Annotated in this window: 10 protein-coding genes; 9 read left to right on the forward strand and 1 reads right to left on the reverse strand. The window is 33.8% G+C overall.

The annotated features are described in order from the left end of the window. The first annotated feature begins 24 nt into the window (after positions 1–24). The 6 genes from BUE84_RS15670 to BUE84_RS15695 all read left to right on the forward strand — a co-directional run bounded on the left by BUE84_RS15670 (position 25) and on the right by BUE84_RS15695 (position 11,406). A complete protein-coding gene (locus BUE84_RS15670; RefSeq protein WP_145953272.1) occupies positions 25–2,781 on the forward strand; it encodes a hypothetical protein in 2,757 nt (918 codons plus the stop codon). A gap of 294 nt (positions 2,782–3,075) precedes the next feature. Then, the gene (gene hsdR, locus BUE84_RS15675) at positions 3,076–6,285 is read left to right on the forward strand and encodes a type I restriction-modification system endonuclease (RefSeq protein WP_079242483.1); all 3,210 of its coding nucleotides are present in this window, start codon (positions 3,076–3,078) and stop codon (positions 6,283–6,285) included. A gap of 69 nt (positions 6,286–6,354) precedes the next feature. Then, positions 6,355–7,815, forward strand: a complete 1,461-nt coding sequence (locus BUE84_RS15680; RefSeq protein WP_079242484.1) for an N-6 DNA methylase — start codon at positions 6,355–6,357, stop codon at positions 7,813–7,815. Then, entirely contained in the window at positions 7,815–8,990 is a 1,176-nt protein-coding gene (locus BUE84_RS15685) for a restriction endonuclease subunit S (protein ID WP_079242485.1), read from the forward strand. The genes BUE84_RS15680 and BUE84_RS15685 overlap by 1 nt, the downstream gene beginning before the upstream one ends. A 27-nt stretch (positions 8,991–9,017) precedes the next feature. After that, positions 9,018–10,613, forward strand: a complete 1,596-nt coding sequence (locus tag BUE84_RS15690; protein WP_079242486.1) for an AAA family ATPase — start codon at positions 9,018–9,020, stop codon at positions 10,611–10,613. Further along, positions 10,597–11,406, forward strand: coding sequence for a hypothetical protein (locus tag BUE84_RS15695; protein WP_079242487.1), 810 nt, complete (start codon positions 10,597–10,599; stop codon positions 11,404–11,406). Before BUE84_RS15690 ends, BUE84_RS15695 begins: the two co-directional genes overlap by 17 nt. Before the next feature lie 75 nt (positions 11,407–11,481). On the opposite strand, the gene BUE84_RS15700 is transcribed toward BUE84_RS15695, so the two are convergent. After that, positions 11,482–11,889 (reverse strand): helix-turn-helix domain-containing protein, encoded by a 408-nt coding sequence (locus tag BUE84_RS15700; RefSeq protein ID WP_079242488.1) that lies wholly within the window; start codon positions 11,887–11,889, stop codon positions 11,482–11,484. Between the two features lie 299 nt (positions 11,890–12,188). On the opposite strand from BUE84_RS15700, the gene BUE84_RS15705 reads away from it, so the two are divergent. The 3 genes from BUE84_RS15705 to BUE84_RS15715 all read left to right on the forward strand — a co-directional run bounded on the left by BUE84_RS15705 (position 12,189) and on the right by BUE84_RS15715 (position 18,152). Beyond that, a complete protein-coding gene (locus BUE84_RS15705) occupies positions 12,189–12,695 on the forward strand; it encodes a hypothetical protein (RefSeq protein ID WP_079242489.1) in 507 nt (168 codons plus the stop codon). A 2,131-nt stretch (positions 12,696–14,826) separates the two neighbouring features. Beyond that, a complete protein-coding gene (locus BUE84_RS15710; protein ID WP_079242490.1) occupies positions 14,827–16,686 on the forward strand; it encodes an McrB family protein in 1,860 nt (619 codons plus the stop codon). Continuing rightward, complete coding sequence (locus BUE84_RS15715; RefSeq protein WP_079242491.1) at positions 16,686–18,152, forward strand: 5-methylcytosine restriction system specificity protein McrC; 1,467 nt, start codon at positions 16,686–16,688, stop codon at positions 18,150–18,152. The genes BUE84_RS15710 and BUE84_RS15715 overlap by 1 nt, the downstream gene beginning before the upstream one ends. Positions 18,153–18,679: the final 527 nt, after the last annotated feature.

The raw sequence follows: 18,679 nt of genomic DNA on the forward strand, positions 1-18,679 counted from the left end.
TTCAAAAAAATCTTTTTCATTTTTTTGATTTCGTTCCAGATATGGATTCCGGCACAAAGCAGTTCCGGAATAAGTCTTGATATCCGCAATGAATCCAGAACAGATAAAGCAGGTATTCTGGATCTGATCATCGTTCTTGACAATCAAAGCACAAATGATTTCAAAGGAAAAGTAAACATGACGATTCCTAAAGGCTTCAGAAATATTTCAGGAAACCAGCTTCAGGTCGAAATGAAATCCGGGGAGCATCTTTTTCTTCCTGTAAAGATCGTGGTCAGCAACAATGCTGTTTCAGGAGAATCCCGCCTGGGCTTCCGTCTTTCAGACCAGCAGAATAAAACAATGGCGGAAAAAGAAATACCCTACACCGTCACTGAAAATAATGCCATGCGCATCACAGCAGAAAACCCTCTGATCTATGTGAATAAGGCTACCGATTCGGTAGAAGTAAGGGCAAGAGTTTCCAATCTTGGGAACAGAAAGCAGCATGTAACAGTTGTATTTAAAATCCCCGAAGCAGAACAAGGAAATGCTTTTATAGAGAAAACAGGAAGTATTGGCGTGCAGAAAGATTCGGTATTTGTATTCCGTTTTCTGCCTTCCAGAATCAGATCCCGCAGCACTCAGATTTCCGTCAATATTGCAGGCTTCAGGGAGCCGGACAGAGAAATATTCGGTAACACCAGTGTTTCCATCCAGAACGTTTCTTCGGTACAGCGTTATGAGGATCTTGAATCTACCGCCTTTTCAAATTTCACCAAGAATACCATCACGGCAAGCTACAGACATGCCGGGGAAAATCTGGATATGTATCAATTGGTAGGTTCCGGAGGTTTCAATCTTCCGTCAGGATATATTTTCATCCGGGGGAATATCTATACCATGACGAATCAGAGCGATCCTGTTGTTAACAATACCTATCTGACCTATCGCCGCGAAAACAGTGAATTCACCATCGGAAACATCAACAAAATGCTGGAACTTTCCCTGTTCGGAAGAGGGCTGGAATATGCCTACACTTCTCCCGATAAGGATACCAAAATTGAAGCAGGTTTTGTAGATCAGACCTATAGCCTTATAGAAAGAAATTCATTTCTGAAGTATGGCTACGGGTTCTATACCAGAGGAACTCTTGGAGCCCAAAATGCGTCCCGCAATATCTCCGGAACATATATTTTCAGGGATGATCCTTATGAAAAAGCCAGACATCATGTAGCCGGAACAGATCTTCAGTATGCTTTCGGCAAAGACTGGAAAACCAATACCAAGGTGTATGGCGGACTGAGTTTCTACGAAAACAACCAGCCCGCTAAGCCTTCATTAGCTTTGGAATCCCAATATTCAGGAATGATAAAAAAGGTCAATCTGAACGGAAATTATTTCTACAGCACCGATTATTACCCTGGAAACAGAAGAGGAATTTTACAGATCCAGCAGAATTTTTCTACCATGATTTTCAAAGACCATTATGTATATGCCAACATTGTGGCTTCTCATTTTTCGCCTAAGTTCTACTTTTACGACAACACTCTGAATTCAAGCAATATAAGACTGGACACAGGAATCAATTTCCCTAAAAAAGGGAATTTCGGGATGGGACTTGGGTATCAGTATCAGGAAGAAAATTCCAACTCTTATAATAATTTCTTCAATGCCCAACCTCATGAGAACACCAAACAACTTAAAGCACAACGTTTTACAGAATATCTTACCTGGCTGAGCCCGGATAAACAGCATACCTCTATCCTGAGCATGGAGACAGGATGGGTACAATATCCGGACAACAACAAACAGCAGTTCCAGATGAAAGTAAGTGGAACCTATGGCTACAAATGGCTTACCGTGAACGGGATCTATCAGCATGGAAGCTACTTCCTTTCTGAATATGCTTTTTCAAAAATGATGAACCAAAGCACGCCCTACGAAAAGCTTTCCCTTTCTGCTTTTGTCAATAAAAACTTCTTCAACCGTCAGCTGAATGTCACTTCAGGGGTTTCTTATACGGATGATGTTCTGTACGGAAAATCGCCTTCCGGTTTTATGAACCTGAAGTATTCAAGGGAAAAATATGCCCTGTACCTGAACTCTTCCTACTTCAGTTATACTGCAGGAAGCTTCACCAATAATCTGTTGACCGTGGAAGCTGGTGTGACTGTCAACCTTAGAAACAGCACCCTGGATCCGGGTAAAAAAGGGAACATCAAAGCATTCGTCTATTATGACCTGAACGAAAATAATATCTATGATGAAGGCGACAAAGAAGCGGCAGGTTACCTTATTATGCTCAACAATATTTCATTTAAAACCGACCCTTCAGGTTCTATCAGTTACCGTTCTATCCCTTACGGAAAGTATGCCCTGAAACAGGTGATCCAGCAAGGCTGGTATTATGATGAAACCGAATTTACCGTAGACAAGCACCACTACTCTTTTCAGATTCCCCTTCATCAAAACGGAACGACCCAGGGAAAAGTAACCTACGATTTTGATTCCAAAACCGCAGTAGATTTCACCCCAAAAACCGGAGGTATCCTGTTCAATATTTACCGCAATGAACAGTTAGTACATCATATTATCACCGATGATAACGGAGAATTTGCCTCCTTCCTGCCCTCCGGAAATTACAGAATTGAACTGAACAAAAACTCCCTGCCTGCCAATACCTACTGTGAACATTCTACTAATACTTTCAAAGTAGAAGCCGGGAAAATAGTGCAGCTGGAGTCTTTTGTGATTAAGGTAAGGGAGAAGGTGATTAGGGTGAAGAAGTTTGGGAGTTAACAAGCCGTTATTTCTTTAAAATTCTCAGAAGATTATAAGCTGGATACTAAAGCAATGATTGCCGTGGTTGGGACATTGGCTGGAATTCTATCTGTAGTATTTTCTGGTTGTGGAGATGAATGTGTAGTGGAGTATAGCTATCCGAAATATATCTTATAGAAAATTTATTATTATAATCTTGGTTCTAAAGTGTTTTAAAGCAGAAAATCTTTTATTTATAGCAGGTTTTTACTAAGTTTGTCTTTTACAAGTGATTTTTTAAAAGACGATAACCTATACTATTAAAAACACCTAATGCCATCAAACTTTTTATTCCTAGAATTAAGATATCCTGAATTATTTACAATTTGTGAATTATCTGAAAAGCTTATCCATATAGACCCCAGTTCATCGCTTTCAAAATCCAGACTTTTTTCTGAAAAGTTATCTCAACTTATTTGGGATTTTGAAAACCTAGGATCTTTTGAAGGTAATCAACTTTATCGTATTAATCAATTATTTTATCTAGATATTATCCCTGATATCGTAAAAGAACTACTTCATACTATTAGAAAGTCTGGGAACAAAGCCAGTCATGATGGAAGTGGATCCTATTCTCAAGCTTTATCTATACTTAGAAATTGTTATCAACTTGCCAGATGGTTCTATGAAACATATGAAGATGAAAGCTTTGAAGAAATAGAATATAAACTACCTATAGATAATCAAAAGATTAGTATAGAAAAACTTACTACCCAGCTTGAAAAATTATCTCAAGAAGTTGTAAACTATAATTCTAAAATAGAATCTATTAATGCAACACCTGAGCTCATAAAGGAAAGAAAGAGAAGATCTGTAAATAACGCAAGAAATATTGACAAAACTGAAAGTGAAACACGAGAGTCTATTGATGAAAAGTTAAGGTTAGCAGGTTGGGAATGTGATACCAAGATTCTTAACTTTAAGAAGAATAAATCATTGCCAGAAAAAGGAAAAAATAAGGCAATTGCAGAATGGCCATGTGATGGAAAATGGGCAGATTATGCATTGTTTATAGGAAAGGAACTTTATGGTATTGTCGAAGCTAAAAAATATTCTACTGATATATCCACAGATTTATATCAATCCAAAAAATATGCTGAGCTAATAAAACCTCATGAAAGTTTTATCTTTTTAGGCAATTGGGATTCATATAAGGTTCCATTCTTGTTTTCAACAAACGGGCGGAATTACCTTGAACAACTCAAAACTAAAAGCGGAATTTGGTTTCTTGATATTCGAAATAACAGAAATCAAGCACTTGCTTTAAAAGGATGGTTTTCTCCACAAGGCTTAATTGAACAATATAAAAGAAATATTGATATAGCGAATATTCGCTTACAAGACAGTGAATATAGCTACCTCCAAAATTCAAATGGGTTAGGATTAAGATATTATCAAATTGAGGCTATAAAAGCTGTAGAGGATAAAATTATTCAGTACCCTTATGATAAACGTTCATTATTAGTTATGGCTACTGGTACAGGTAAAACCAGAACTACTATTGGCCTAGCATACCGTCTCATAAAGTCTGATCGTTTTCGGCGTATATTATTTTTAACTGATAGAAAATTACTTGCATCTCAGGCTTTAGGTAGCTTTAAAGACAATAAAGTGGAAGATATTAATACTTTTTCAAATATTTACAAAATTGAGGAAATGAAAAATGTATTTCCTGAGATGGAAACAAGATTACATTTTGCTACAGTTCAAAGTATGGTAAAAAGACTTTTCTACAATGAGAACCCTTTACCTATTGATACTTATGACTGTATTATTATTGATGAAGCTCACAGAGGATATACTCTTGATCTTGAAATCAGTGAGGAAGATCTTAGCTTTAAAGATGAAAACGATTATATAGGACAATATAAAAAAGTAATAGAATATTTTAATGCCTATATTATTGGGCTTACAGCTACTCCAGCGCTTCATACAACAGAAATATTTGGTAAACCTGTACATAATTATTCATATAGGGAAGCTGTAATAGATGGTTATCTGATTGACCATGAACCTCCATATATTATTAAAACTCAATTAAGTGAAAATGGAATATTATGGGAGAAAGGAGAAAAACCTAAAGTTTTAAACCCTGAAACAAATACAATAGAAGAGCTTGCTGAATTAGAAGATGAATTACATATAGAAATTGAGCAATTTAATAAAATGGTTATTACAGAACCATTTAACAGAGCTGTTATCAAAGAACTTATTCAGCATTTGGATCCTGAAAGTGATGAGAAAACATTAATTTTTGCTGCTAATAATCAACATGCAGATTTAATAGTGAAAATTCTTTACGAAGAATATGGAAAAATAGGAATCGACGCTCCCAATAATGCGATTAAAAAACTAACAGGAATAGTATATGAAGTAGAAAAATTGACCACAGAATTTAAAAATGAAAAATTTCCATGTATTGTGGTAACTGTGGATCTATTAACCACAGGAATTGACATACCACAAATTACCAATCTTGTTTTCTTACGTCGTGTACGCTCAAGAATTTTATTTGAACAAATGTTGGGAAGAGCAACCAGACTATGTCCAGAAATTGATAAACAGTATTTCAGAATCTTTGATGCCGTAAGAGTTTATGAAGCGCTTCAAGATTTCACCCAAATGAAAACAGTTACTAATCCTTCTATGTCATTTCAGAAACTTATAGAAGAACTGGAATATATTGAAAAACCAGAACGTGCCAGATTACAATTGGAACAGATTGTGGCTAAGCTTCAACGCAAAAAAAAAGATATTGAAGATTACGGTTTAGAAAACTTTATGTATATGACAAAAGGAGAAACACCAAATGATTTTATAAGAAATCTGTTGGTTATCGAAAATACAGATATACAAAAAGTATTGACAGGATATGCTACTTTATGGGAGTTTTTAGGTACAAGAGTTTCTGAACCAAAGAAACAATTTGTCTCAGATCATGACGATGAAGTTATAGGTATTAAGAGAGGATATGGAAATGCTGAAAAACCTGAAGATTATATTCAAAGTTTTAAAAAATTCATTAATGAGAATCAAAACGTAATATCAGCAATAAAAATTATTTGTACAAAACCAGCTGAACTTGATAGAAAATCACTTAAAGAATTAAAGCTACTTCTTGATCAAGAAGGTTTTAACATTCCAACATTAAATGCAGCTTGGAAAAATGTGAAAAATCAAGATATTGCTGCCGATATTATTTCTTACATTCGCACGTTGGCTTTAGATGCTGTTTTGGTAAGTCATGAAGACAGAATTAAAAATGCGATCAATAAGGTAAAAGCTATGAAGCCTTGGAATAAGCATCAATTAAAGTGGATTGAACGTTTTGAGAAACAAATACTTTATGAAGATATTTTTGACCGTGACTATATCAATCAAACTTTTAGAGAAGATGGCGGAATTCCAAGAATTCAAAAAATTTTCAATAACGAACTGGAAGAGATGATTGGAGTTTTAAATGAACATTTATTCACAGCCTAATTTCTAAAAACAAATTAATTTTCTTTAAAATAAGAGAAATTTAAAGTATAAAAATAAACTGAAATAAAAATGAGTGCACAGGAAATCGCTAACAGATTATGGAACCTCTGTAATGTTTTGCGTGATGACGGAGTAACATATCATCAGTATCTAAACGAACTTACATACATCCTATTTCTAAAACTAAGCGAAGTAAAAGGATTTGAAGATCAAATTCCTAAAGAATATCATTGGAATTATTTCGTCAATGAACATGATAATGCTGAAGCATTTTCAAAATACCGTGAATTTCTAGCAACTGTAAGCAATAAAACAGAAAGCCCTAGCATCAAAGAGATTTATAGCAATGCTTCTACAAGTTTACGTAAACCAGTTAACTTTAATTCATTGGTAGTTGCTATCAATCAGCTTGATTGGTATGAAGAAAATGACCGTGATGTAATGGGGGACATATACGAAAGTCTTCTTGAAAAAAACGCAAGTGAGAAAAAAAGCGGAGCGGGACAATATTTTACTCCACGACCTTTAATCAATGTTATGGTTGATCTAATGGCTCCTAAAATAGGAGAACGATGGACGGATCCTGCAGCAGGAACTTTTGGATTTATGATCTCAGCAGATCATTATCTGCGTGAAAAAACAGATAGCTATTATCATCTTTCTGAAAAAGAAAGAAAATTCCAAAAGTATGACGCTTTTTCAGGTGTTGAATTAGTACCCGATGCTCATCGTTTAGCATTGATGAATGCCCGATTGCATGGAATGGAAAGTACAATTCATTTGAATGATACACTCACAGAATTTGGAAAGAGTCTAAAAAACTTTGATGGAGTGTTAGCTAATCCACCATTTGGAACAAAATTAGGAGGGGAAAAACCTACCCGAGATGACTTCACATTTTCAACTAGCAATAAGCAGCTTAACTTTTTACAACATATATACAGAAGCTTAAAGAAAGATGGAAAAGCAAGAGCAGCTGTTGTATTACCTGATAATGTTCTCTTTGAAGACGGGGATGGACAAAAGATACGTCGTGACTTGATGGATAAATGTAATCTACATACTATTTTACGCTTACCAACAGGTATTTTTTATGCAGCAGGAGTAAAAACAAACGTACTATTCTTTACTCGTGGGAAAACCGAAACGAATAATACACAAAGCGTTTGGTTCTATGATATGCGTACTAATGCTCCAAACTATGGAAAACGCACTCCTTTTACAAAGGATGCCTTTGACTGTTTTGTAAAAGCCTATACCGGAGGTATTGGTATTGATAAAGTAGAAAAAGATTTTGATGGAATTGTATCTGATGAAAAAAGAAAATCCATACAAGATGAAAGATGGCAATGGATTTCCCGTGAAGAAATCGAAAAAAGAAACTATAATCTAGATTTAGGACTAATTACAGATAATAGTTTAAGTAAAGATAATGATTTTGGAGAGCCTATAGATATTGCAACAAAAGCTTTATTAGAATTACAAAGCATTACGGAACATTTGAATGCAATCATTAAAGAATTGAAATAATGGCTAGCAGAGGGGATATAAAAATTGAAGAAGTTCAACCCGAATTAATGAAAAATTGGTTGAAATTAAATTTTAATGAAACTATTGATAAATCTGGAAGATTTGTGAAATTGAAATCAAAAGATTATTTTGAAAAAGGAAACTTTCCTGTGATAGATCAAGGTGATAAATTTATCTCAGGCTATGTAAATAATGAAAATTTACTGTATCAAGGTGAATTACCTGTTATCATTTTTGGAGATCATACAAGAAATGTAAAGTTTATAAACTTTACATTTGCAGCAGGAGCAGATGGAACTAAAATTCTAAAACCAAAATCATTTTATAATCCTAGTTTCTATTATTATTATTTTAAAAGTTTACGTATACCTGATCTCGGCTATAGTAGGCACTCGTCAATTCTAAAAGATATTAAGTTTCCTTTACCACCCTTAACTGAACAAAATAATATTGTAGAAAAACTTGATTCTTTATTTGGACAACTAGAGAATATAAAAGGTAAAATTCACAATTTAAAAATTACTTCAAACAAATTTACTCAATCCTGTTTAAAAAATCCTAAGCAAAAAGAATGCTATAAATACCAAAAGATAGGTCAATATTTAGAAGAGTGTACAGAAAGAATTGGAGAAAATTGGAAAGGTATTAGGTTAGTAGGCGTTTCGGCCAAAGAAGGTATAATAGATCTGAGAATTGGTCAAAAAGATTCTTTTGAAAAGTATAAAATTGTTAAAACTGGAGATTTAATATATAATACAATGAGAGTTAATATAGGATCTATTGCAATTTACGAAGGAATTGAAAATGCATTAACGAGTCCAGATTATGTTGTATTTAGAGTAAAAAGGCACGTTTCACCACAATTATTATTGAATTATTTAAAATCAGAACAAGGTTTATTAGAAATTGGTACTAATACAAAAGGAAGTGTAAGAGCTAGACTATATTTTAGCGCCTTGTCAGAAATAAAAATGCCCATTGCTCCTGTTCAAATCCAATCCTTAGCCGAGAAATTTTTAAAAGAGTTTAGTAACAGTTTAAAAAAAATACATAGAATAGAAAAGGTGACTCTTGAAAGCCTTTCGAGAGCTATTTTAGTGAAGGCATTTAAAGGAGAGCTTACGGAACAATTAGATACTGATGAAGATACAAAAGAATTTTCAAATGATAATTGAAACTAATTCTAAAAGAAATAAAATAATATGAAAATTAAGTCTCTATGGGTTTCTGAATATAAGAACTTAAAAGATATAAATCTAGTATTCAACTCCAATCTCATTACTCTTTTAGTGGGAAAAAATGGATTAGGGAAATCTAATCTAATAGAAATATTAGCATTAATCTTTAAAAATTTGGACTTATTTAATAATGTTGATGACTTCATTTCTTGGACTTATGATACTAAAAACAATTTTCAATTTATAATTAATTATGAATGTTATCAAGATGACATACTAATCAAATGTAATGAAAAACAATTTTCAATTAGTACAAGATCAATTAACTCTACTAATAATACAGAATTCTCAATTATCCCTTTTAAAGACTTCCTTAAAGATCGGAGTATTAGATATATACCTAAATACATTATTGGATATTATTCAGGAGAGAATAAGAGAATTAAAAGTATAATCAAAGAACATGAAGATAAACAAAAAGAAATTCTAAAAACTTTTCAAAGAAATAAGAAAGAGGAAAAGGAAGAAGGTTTAAGAAAATTGTTTTTCACTGAAAACTATCATAGCCAATTATTAATACTAACATTAGTTTTATTTAGAGGTCATTCAACTTTCAAAAGCAAAATAGATGATTTGTTTATCAATTACATTGGCATTGAAAGTATTGAAAATTTCACAATTCTTTTTAATAATCCCGATTGGAATTATAAAAACATTGATGGAAAGAATAAAGGAATGGAATATTTAATTTCTAATATAAATGACAAAGAATATATTAAAAATCCATTTTGGAATCTTAAAGGTAAAATAGACAGCCTTTTAACACGCTTTTATAATCATCAGATTGATAATAGTGTTGAGCCTATTTATTATGATAACGAAGGAGATGATAAAAGAAATTTTGTCAACGAATTTTTACTATTTGATAAAATAGTATTTGAAACTTTTATCACAGAAATTATAGAGTATTATCCCCATCCAGTTGATTTTTTTGATGCTATTGAATCAGCTGTGATAGTTGATATTTTACATTCTATAACTTTTGAGGTAAAAAAGAAAGATATAAAAGATTCAATTAGGTTTGATCAATTAAGTGAAGGGGAACAACAGTTATTGACTGTACTTAGTCTACTTTTAGTTGTTAGCACTGATGAGTGCTTATTCTTGCTTGATGAACCAGATACTCATTTAAATCCAGAATGGCAAAGAGATTATATCGAACTTTTGAGAAAGTTTAATACAAATGATTTTAATAGTCACATTTTTGTAGCCACTCACAGTCCTTTGATTGTCCAAAGTTCAATAGATTCAGAAATTCTTCTGCATAGAAAAGAAGGTGACGAAATTATTATAGAAGAATCTGAAATTGAATTTGATACTTGGCGAATTGATCATGTTTTAACAAGCAAATATTTTGGTTTAGAAAGTGCAAGACCAAAAAATGAAAAAATTGACAGTTTTTTTGCAATGAGAAAACTTTTTTTAGAAGGAAAGCTTTCGGAAAAAGAAAAAGAGGAGATGAAAAAATTAAGGGAAGGGCACTTATTTCCATCTGGAGAAACATATAATGATTTAATTGCTTTATCAAAGATTTTAAAAAAAGATGGTCCAAATCAATAAACCAATAGCAGAACCAGTCATACCTTATTCAGCAAGCAGAGCAGGGCAATGTAAACTTATAAATTATACTCAGAGTGTAAAAGAACAATACATTCTGGATAATGACAAATTTCATAATTCTAGCCGAAGGTGGAGACCAGCTCAATCTATTTACGGACATGACATAATTAAAGATTTATTAAAAAGAAGTATCCAAAAGAATAAATGTTGTTATTGTGAGAAAGAGATTTTAAGTAGTTATGAAGTTGAACATTACAGGCCGTGTGCTGCCTATCAACAAGAATATAGAGGAAGAACTTTTAAACCAGGATACTATTGGCTGTCCTATAAGTGGAATAATTTATTTTATGCCTGTTCTAGCTGTAATAAAAGTAAAGGAGAATATTTTCCTTTGTTAGACAATGCTAATAGAGCTATTCCTCATACGGTGAATGAAAATTGTGAAAATGAAGTTCCATTACTTATAGATTTAGTTAATGAAAATCCAAGATCTTTTATTTTCTATGATGGTTTAGAACCTAAGGGAAAAGATGAAAATTTTGATAGAGGGGAGTTAATGATTAAGACCGTAGGATTAAGAAATCAAGACATGTATGATGAAAGAAGTTCTCATTGGAATACACTTTTAGCTTACAAATCCAAGATTGAAATATCCATTAGTCGAATGGATGAAGTTAATAAGCAAAGTGAAATAGATGATTATAATGCTTATTTAGATGAAAAATGTAATTCAGAATTTCCTTTTTCATCTTTAATATCAGATAACAGATCAATATTTGAGTTAAATCTATAAAATAGGATACATTTTAAAATACAATATTATAAGAAAAGTTCAGTACCTACTGAACTTTCGTTATTTCTCAAAAAATTATCCCTTCTCAATCAACCTCTCCAGCCTCAACATCATCTCATCCTTCTCCTTCAGCATCCTTTCATAAAGCTCAATTTTTTCTTCATGCAATTTCTTTATTTCTTCAATGGGATTGAAGTTGAAAGTTGAATTTGGATTTCCAACACAAGCATTATCACCAAACGTATTAGAAATAATATTCACCGCCTGCTCCTCATCAAAATTCTGAAACGCTTCCACCGGAATTTTCAATACCTCAGAAATTCTTTTCAGTAGAGGGTCTTCAATAATTTCCTTCTGTTCCAGCAGAGAAACTTTCTTCTGGTTCCAGTCGTCCCCAAGGTCAAGAGCCAATGCTTCCTGCTTGATGCCCAGCATTTCCCTGAATCGTTTTACATTGCGTCCCTGATGTATTGTATGTTCCATGATAATTCAACATTTATGAGGTTTAAATATAGAAAAATATTTATAAAAACGGTGCTTAAAAAACAGCTTAATTACAATCTATGTTCTTCATGATGATCCTGTGAAAAGGGTCTCCTCTCCTATTTCGCCATTTCCGTTTTTATACCCTCTTTTTTTCTTTAAAATCCCAGAAAAAACAAACCCCATTATCCCGTTTTCATTTTCTGATGAACAAGCTCTGAAAATCTTACAGCACACTATTTTTCTATGCTTTGCACTCGCTATATTTGATTCAACAAACAACCAAAAAACACAATATTATGGCACTAGACAATTTAATCAGTGTAAGCTTTTCAAAAACAGATTTAGAAACCATTGACAAAGCGATTCAGGACATCCAGTCTGTACTACTGGGAAAAACCATCAACCTTACTCCGGATCAGCGACAGCAATACGGAAGAATTGCCGAACAGAACAAACTCTTCGTCAATAAAGCCAAAATCTATATGGAACAATATGCCCAATATGTTCCTAACTTCCTGGATAAAGCAGAATTCGATAAAGATTATATTGCAAGAGAACAGATTGAACAAAGACTGCAACAGCTGGATTCTTTAACTGAACAGCTTTCAGACACCAAGGTATTGCTGGATCACGATAACTATCATAATGCCATCAGTTTCTACCGAAGCATCAGATATCTTTCCGAAGAGAATGTACCGGGTACCAATGTTATTTATGATGATATGAAGCAGTTTTTTGTAACGGGACAGACTTCAGTACCCACTGAAACACCGCCTACATCCGGTTCAAACAACAATCAGTAAGAATAAATACTTTTTTGAGAGCACGTGAAAAACGTGCTTTTTTGTGGTTATTTGTTTATCATATTTTGGTTGGAAATCGCAAAGACGCAAGATTTTATTATAGGGGCGCTGTTTAAGGCGCAAAGATTTTATCTCCGATAAAATTGCTATAACCCAATATCCTTACCTGCTGAAAATCTTTGATTTTCTTGCGCCTTAAAAAACATATCAATATTTAAAAACTTTGCGCCTTTGCGCTTAAAACAAAATAATAAGCCATTGTATTAATCAGTAAGAATAAATACTTTTTCTGGGAGCACGTGAGAACGTGCTTTTTTTATGATGATCCATCTGCTTTTTTTGGTTGGAAATCGCAAAGACGCAAGATCTTATCATAGGGACTTTTTAAGGCGCAAGGATTTTATCTTCGATAAAATTGCTATATCCTGATACCCTTACCTGCTGAAAATCTTTGATTTTCTTGTGCCTTACAAAACATATCAATATTGAAAACTTTACGCCTTTGCGCTTAAAACAAAATAATAAGCCATCGTATTAATCAGTAAGAATAAATACTTTTTCTGGGAGCACGTGAAAACGTGCTTTTTTTATAGTGATCCATCTACTTATTTTTGGTTGGAAATCGCAAAGACGCAAGATTTTATTATAGGGGCGCTGTTTAAGGCGCAAAGATTTTATCTCCGATAAAATTGCTATAACCCAATATCCTTACCTGCTGAAAATCTTTGATTTTCTTGCGCCTTAAAAACATATCAATATTGAAAACTTTGCGCCTTTGCGCTTAAAACAAAATAATAAGCCATTGTATTAATCAGTAAGAATAAATACTTTTTCTGGGAGCACGTGAGAACGTGCTTTTTTTATGATGATCCATCTGCTTTTTTTGGTTGGAAATCGCAAAGACGCAAGATCTTATCATAGGGACTTTTTAAGGCGCAAGGATTTTATCTTCGATAAAATTTCTATATCCTGATATCCTTATCTGCTGAAAATCTTTGATTTTCTTGCGCCTTAAAAAACATATCAATATTTAAAAACTTTGCGCCTTTGCGCTTAAAACAAAATAATAAGCCATTGTATTAATCAGTAAGAATAAATACTTTTTCTGGGAGCACGTGAAAACGTGCTTTTTTTATAGTGATCCATCTACTTATTTTTGGTTGGAAATCGCAAAGACGCAAGATTTTATTATAGGGGCGCTGTTTAAGGCGCAAAGATTTTATCTCCGATAAAATTGCTATAACCCAATATCCTTACCTGCTGAAAATCTTTGATTTTCTTGCGCCTTACAAAACATATCAATATTGAAAACTTTGCGCCTTTGCGCTTAAAACAAAATAATAAGCCATTGTATTAATCAGTAAGAATAAATACTTTTTCTGGGAGCACGTGAGAAACATGCTTTTTTTATGGTTATCTGTTTACCATATTTTGGTTGGAAATCGCAAAGACGCAAATTCTTATTATAGGGATACTGTTTAAGGTGCAAGGATTTTATCTTCGATAAAATTTCTATATCCTGATATCCTTACCTGCTGAAAATCTTTGATTTTCTTGCGCCTTACAAAACATATCAATATTGAAAACTTACGTCCTTTGCATTTTTTAAAAAAAGCCATTGTATCTGAAGAAACAGGATATTTTTAAACGCAAAGGTTTTATTAATAAGTCTATGATTAAAGGGAGCAAAGGAATGATGGCTGCGCCATTGATGAAGCCAGATGAATAATGCTCATGATTCTTACAATAGTATTTTACTCCTCTTACCTCCTTCCCTAACCTCCTCCAGGTAGTATAGCAACCGTCTCTACCCCTTTGGACAACGGCCTCTACCCTCTTATATAAGTAGGTGGAGCCCCTTATCCAAGTCTGTCTACCCCCTTACCCAAGGGGGTATAGCCCCTTCAGTAAGGAGGTGGGGACCGTTCATAAAGTCCCTCCAGAGGCTTGGTAAAGGGGTTAAAGAGACTTCCGAAGGGCCTATGGGTATTTCTAAGCAATATTTATAGTGACTTTTAAGAAAATTTACGCTTTCCCGTAAGCAGAAGCTGGAGATTTTTATTATTATTGCGATCTTAATTGGATCATACAGCCTAAGCTGTTTGTCAGAATATGAAAACTATAACCAAAAATGACTTTTACAGAATTAATTGACAAAATAGAAATCTGGGATCACTGGCAGGGTGAATATAACCGTTTTGTGCCCCAGTTTGTAGCAGAAGCAAGTACAGGAAAAAATTGGGAAGATTGGGACAACGAACTTTTTTATGAGTTTTTTATGCGTTCTGCAGACCAATGTGTTTCGTCTCTGAGACAGGGATATTTTACCCATGCAGAAAAAGACCTTATCAAACGTAACTGGCCTGAGCTTTCCGCATTGTTACAGAAAATTGCCTTAAGCCAGGAGCAACCTTTATTTGAGACCTATCATCAGATCAAAGAACTGATCCGAATGTATACAGGCAATAATAAAAAAGCCGCTACCAACAGACTGATTGCCGGTTTGCAGCCTCAGCTGTTGTGCACCATTGTCAATCAGGACAAACTGGGACAGCTGGTGTACCTGTTGAATACTCATGTTGAGGATTTCAAAATGGAACTTACCTATGATTGGTTTGAGGATAGCCACCATCTGCTTCAGATATTCAAAGAAAAGCTCAATAAAAACGGTTTTGAAATTGTGACCCTTCCATGGCAGGTTTACGATTATTTTCAGGAACAAAATACCCCATCTTCCGAAGAACAAAATGATATGAAAAAAAATAAACTGGAACAGCAGATCCAAATTTTAGAATATAAAAAACAAATCATCCTGCAAGGTCCTCCGGGAACCGGGAAAACCAGACAGGCCAAAGAACTGGCTGTTGAATTATTGGGATTGACTGATACTAAAGAATTAAAAAATCACCCCCAGTTTAAACTTATCCAGTTTCATCCTAGCTATAGTTATGAAGATTTTGTAAGAGGAATTGTAGCGAAACCTGACGAGGAAGGAAATGGAATTATCTATGAGGCTGAAAACAAAGTTTTAGGTGATTTCATCAAAAGAGCATGTGAACATTCTCAACTTATCAACGAATTCCCACATGCAGAATGGCTTGATGAAATGTTTGAACATTTTAAAACTTCCATAGAGGAGGAACTGATTGCCAACGATCATAAAATACAACTTACCAATAAACTCTTTCTGACCCATATCGGAGAGAATTCTTTTCACATTTCCAGTGAAGGATGGAAAGGAGATCGATTAAAGTTTAGTGAGATTAAAAAATTATATAAATATAATATCACAAGAAAAGGAGAAACAATAGGATTTGATGATCTTGCAAAAACAGTGTATCACAGAACATCATATTATTTCCCAATGGTAGATAAATTCAGAAATTTTTTGGAAGGTAAATCTGCACCTGTTGATAATAAAACGCAATCTCATTCAGAGAATTATGTTCTAGTAGTTGATGAAATTAATCGTGCTAACCTGTCATCTGTACTAGGAGAATTAATTTACGCTCTTGAATACAGAGGTAAAGCAGTAGAAAGCGTATACGAAGTGGATGGTAATAGGGATCTCATTCTTCCTCACAACCTGTACATCATTGGCACCATGAACACTGCAGACCGTAGTGTAGGACACATTGATTATGCGATCAGAAGACGTTTTGCTTTTATTGATGTATTGCCGGAATCTCTTGAGCATGATGCCAGTATTCATTTTAATACTGAAGGTTTTGAAAAAGTTTCACAATTATTCTTAAACGGAAATGTAAGTGGTGAATTTGAAGCTAAGGATGTTCAACTGGGACACAGTTATTTTATTGCCAAAAATGAAGATATACAGGATGGGCAGACAAAAGAGGAAATTTTCAGAATGAAAATGAATTATGAAGTAGTTCCTATTCTTCTTGAGTATGTGAAAGATGGTGTCCTTATCGGAAGCCATGACGGAAAAGATATTAAAGAATATATCAATGATCTGAAAATAAATAATTAATGGGAATTTTACTTTCGGAACATAAAAGTTTTCTGATCAAACGGGTTGCTGCTGAAGAGTCTTTTACCAATATAGCAGACGAACTGCTACATCTTGATGACGACTCTTTTCAACTGTTTGCGGCTTTGGAAAGTAAAAAGTTCAACCATCAGTCTTTTTCTTTTTCGGTGGTAAAAAGAGAAAATCATTGTGAGATTAAGGCAGATTATTTTGTAGGTATTGACTGGCTGGGAAATACCGGCAGAACCATTTATGTAGAACCTAAGATCAATGCGGGTTTATCGCAATACTTCCGGAACTGCCTTAACGAAGAAGAAAATTCTGCTCCTCTCCCTGAAACATATGATAGCAAGGAAAAGAAAGAGACTAAAGAAGTCAATTATCTTAAAATTCTTTTGGATGTCATGGCTTTGCCACAAACCGCACACTATTCAAAAGATGTTATCCAAATAGACTGGGATGCAAAATATATTGAAATAGATCAAAAAGATGATCGTTTGACCCCTTTTCTTATTACACAGTTTTTACAGCATTTGAAAATAATTGTAAGAAAAGGACTGAAAAAGGCATATTATAAAGTCCAGGAAAATCTTAATAGTAGAGTGAAGGGCAAACTATTAACAGGTCCGCATATAAAAAAGAATGTTTTTAAAAATAAACCTACCTCTGCTTTTTGTGAATTTCAGGTTTTTGGTGAAGATTATTTTGAAAACAGGTTTCTAAAGAAGGTATTGGTGTTTGCAACCAGCTATATTGAGAACAATCCTTCACTATTTTCTTCCAATATAGAATCTGTTCAACATATTTTAAATTATTGCAAACCAGCATTTGAACATATCGGTACCGATGTTGATGAACATCAATTAAAACATGGTAAAAAAAATCCGTTCTTCAATGAATATGGAGAGGCTTTACAAATAGGGAAATTTATTCTCAAAAGATTCTCGTATACCATCACGAAAACGACGCAGAAAAAAATAAAAACACCTCCCTTCTGGATTGATATGCCGAGGTTATTTGAGCTTTATTTTTATTATCAATTGATCAAAGCTAATCCTGAAGATGCTCATCATATTCATTATCAATTTAGTACTTATGGAAATCATCTGGATTTTCTGATCAGTAAACCGGGCTATGAAATGGTCATTGATACTAAGTATAAATTAAAATATACTAAAAGTCATATCCACAAAGACATCCGCCAGGTCTCAGGATACTCCCGTTTAAAGAAGGTTATCAACGAAATGAAAAGTAAAAATAAAGATTGGAAAGAAGATCAGATATTGGATTGCCTGATTATTTATCCTCATCTTCACCAGCTTGATAATGAGGAATCTAACAATCCTCCCTCATTATTGCATAACTTTTCAATTGAAAACATAAAAAGACAGTTTGATAATACTGATAATCAAATCACTGCTTATCATAAAATTTTTAAACTGGGAATAAATTTACCTGTAAGCTAGTAAAGAAGCTTAATGACAATCAAGGATTAAAATAATGTGAATAGAAAGCTTTCTGATGATAAACGATGACAATATAAGAGTTTAGATTCCTGCGGAATGACAAATTGGGTGCTTATGTGTGCGTGCATGGCCACTTACTTGCTCCAGACATAACGCGAACTGTTCACTTAGCCTATCCACAACGCTTGTCATTCCGTAGGAATCCAGACACAAATAGCTTGTGATAATGAATGAGGATAAAATAAGAGTTTAGATTCCTACGGAATGACAAGGTGGGTGCTTCTATATGCATGCATAGCCACTTATTCGCTTCTGACAACGATACAAACTATTCGCTCAGACTATCCACAACGTTTGTCATTCCGTAGGAATCTAGACACAAAAAGCTTGTGATAATGATTGAGGATAAAATAAGAGTTTAGATTCCTACGGAATGACAAGGTGGGTGCTTCTATATGCATGCATAGCCACTTATTCGCTTCTGACAACGATACAAACTATTCGCTCAGACTATCCACAACGTTTGT

It is taken from the genome of Chryseobacterium indologenes (genome assembly GCF_002025665.1).
GTDB lineage: Bacteria > Bacteroidota > Bacteroidia > Flavobacteriales > Weeksellaceae > Chryseobacterium > Chryseobacterium metallicongregator.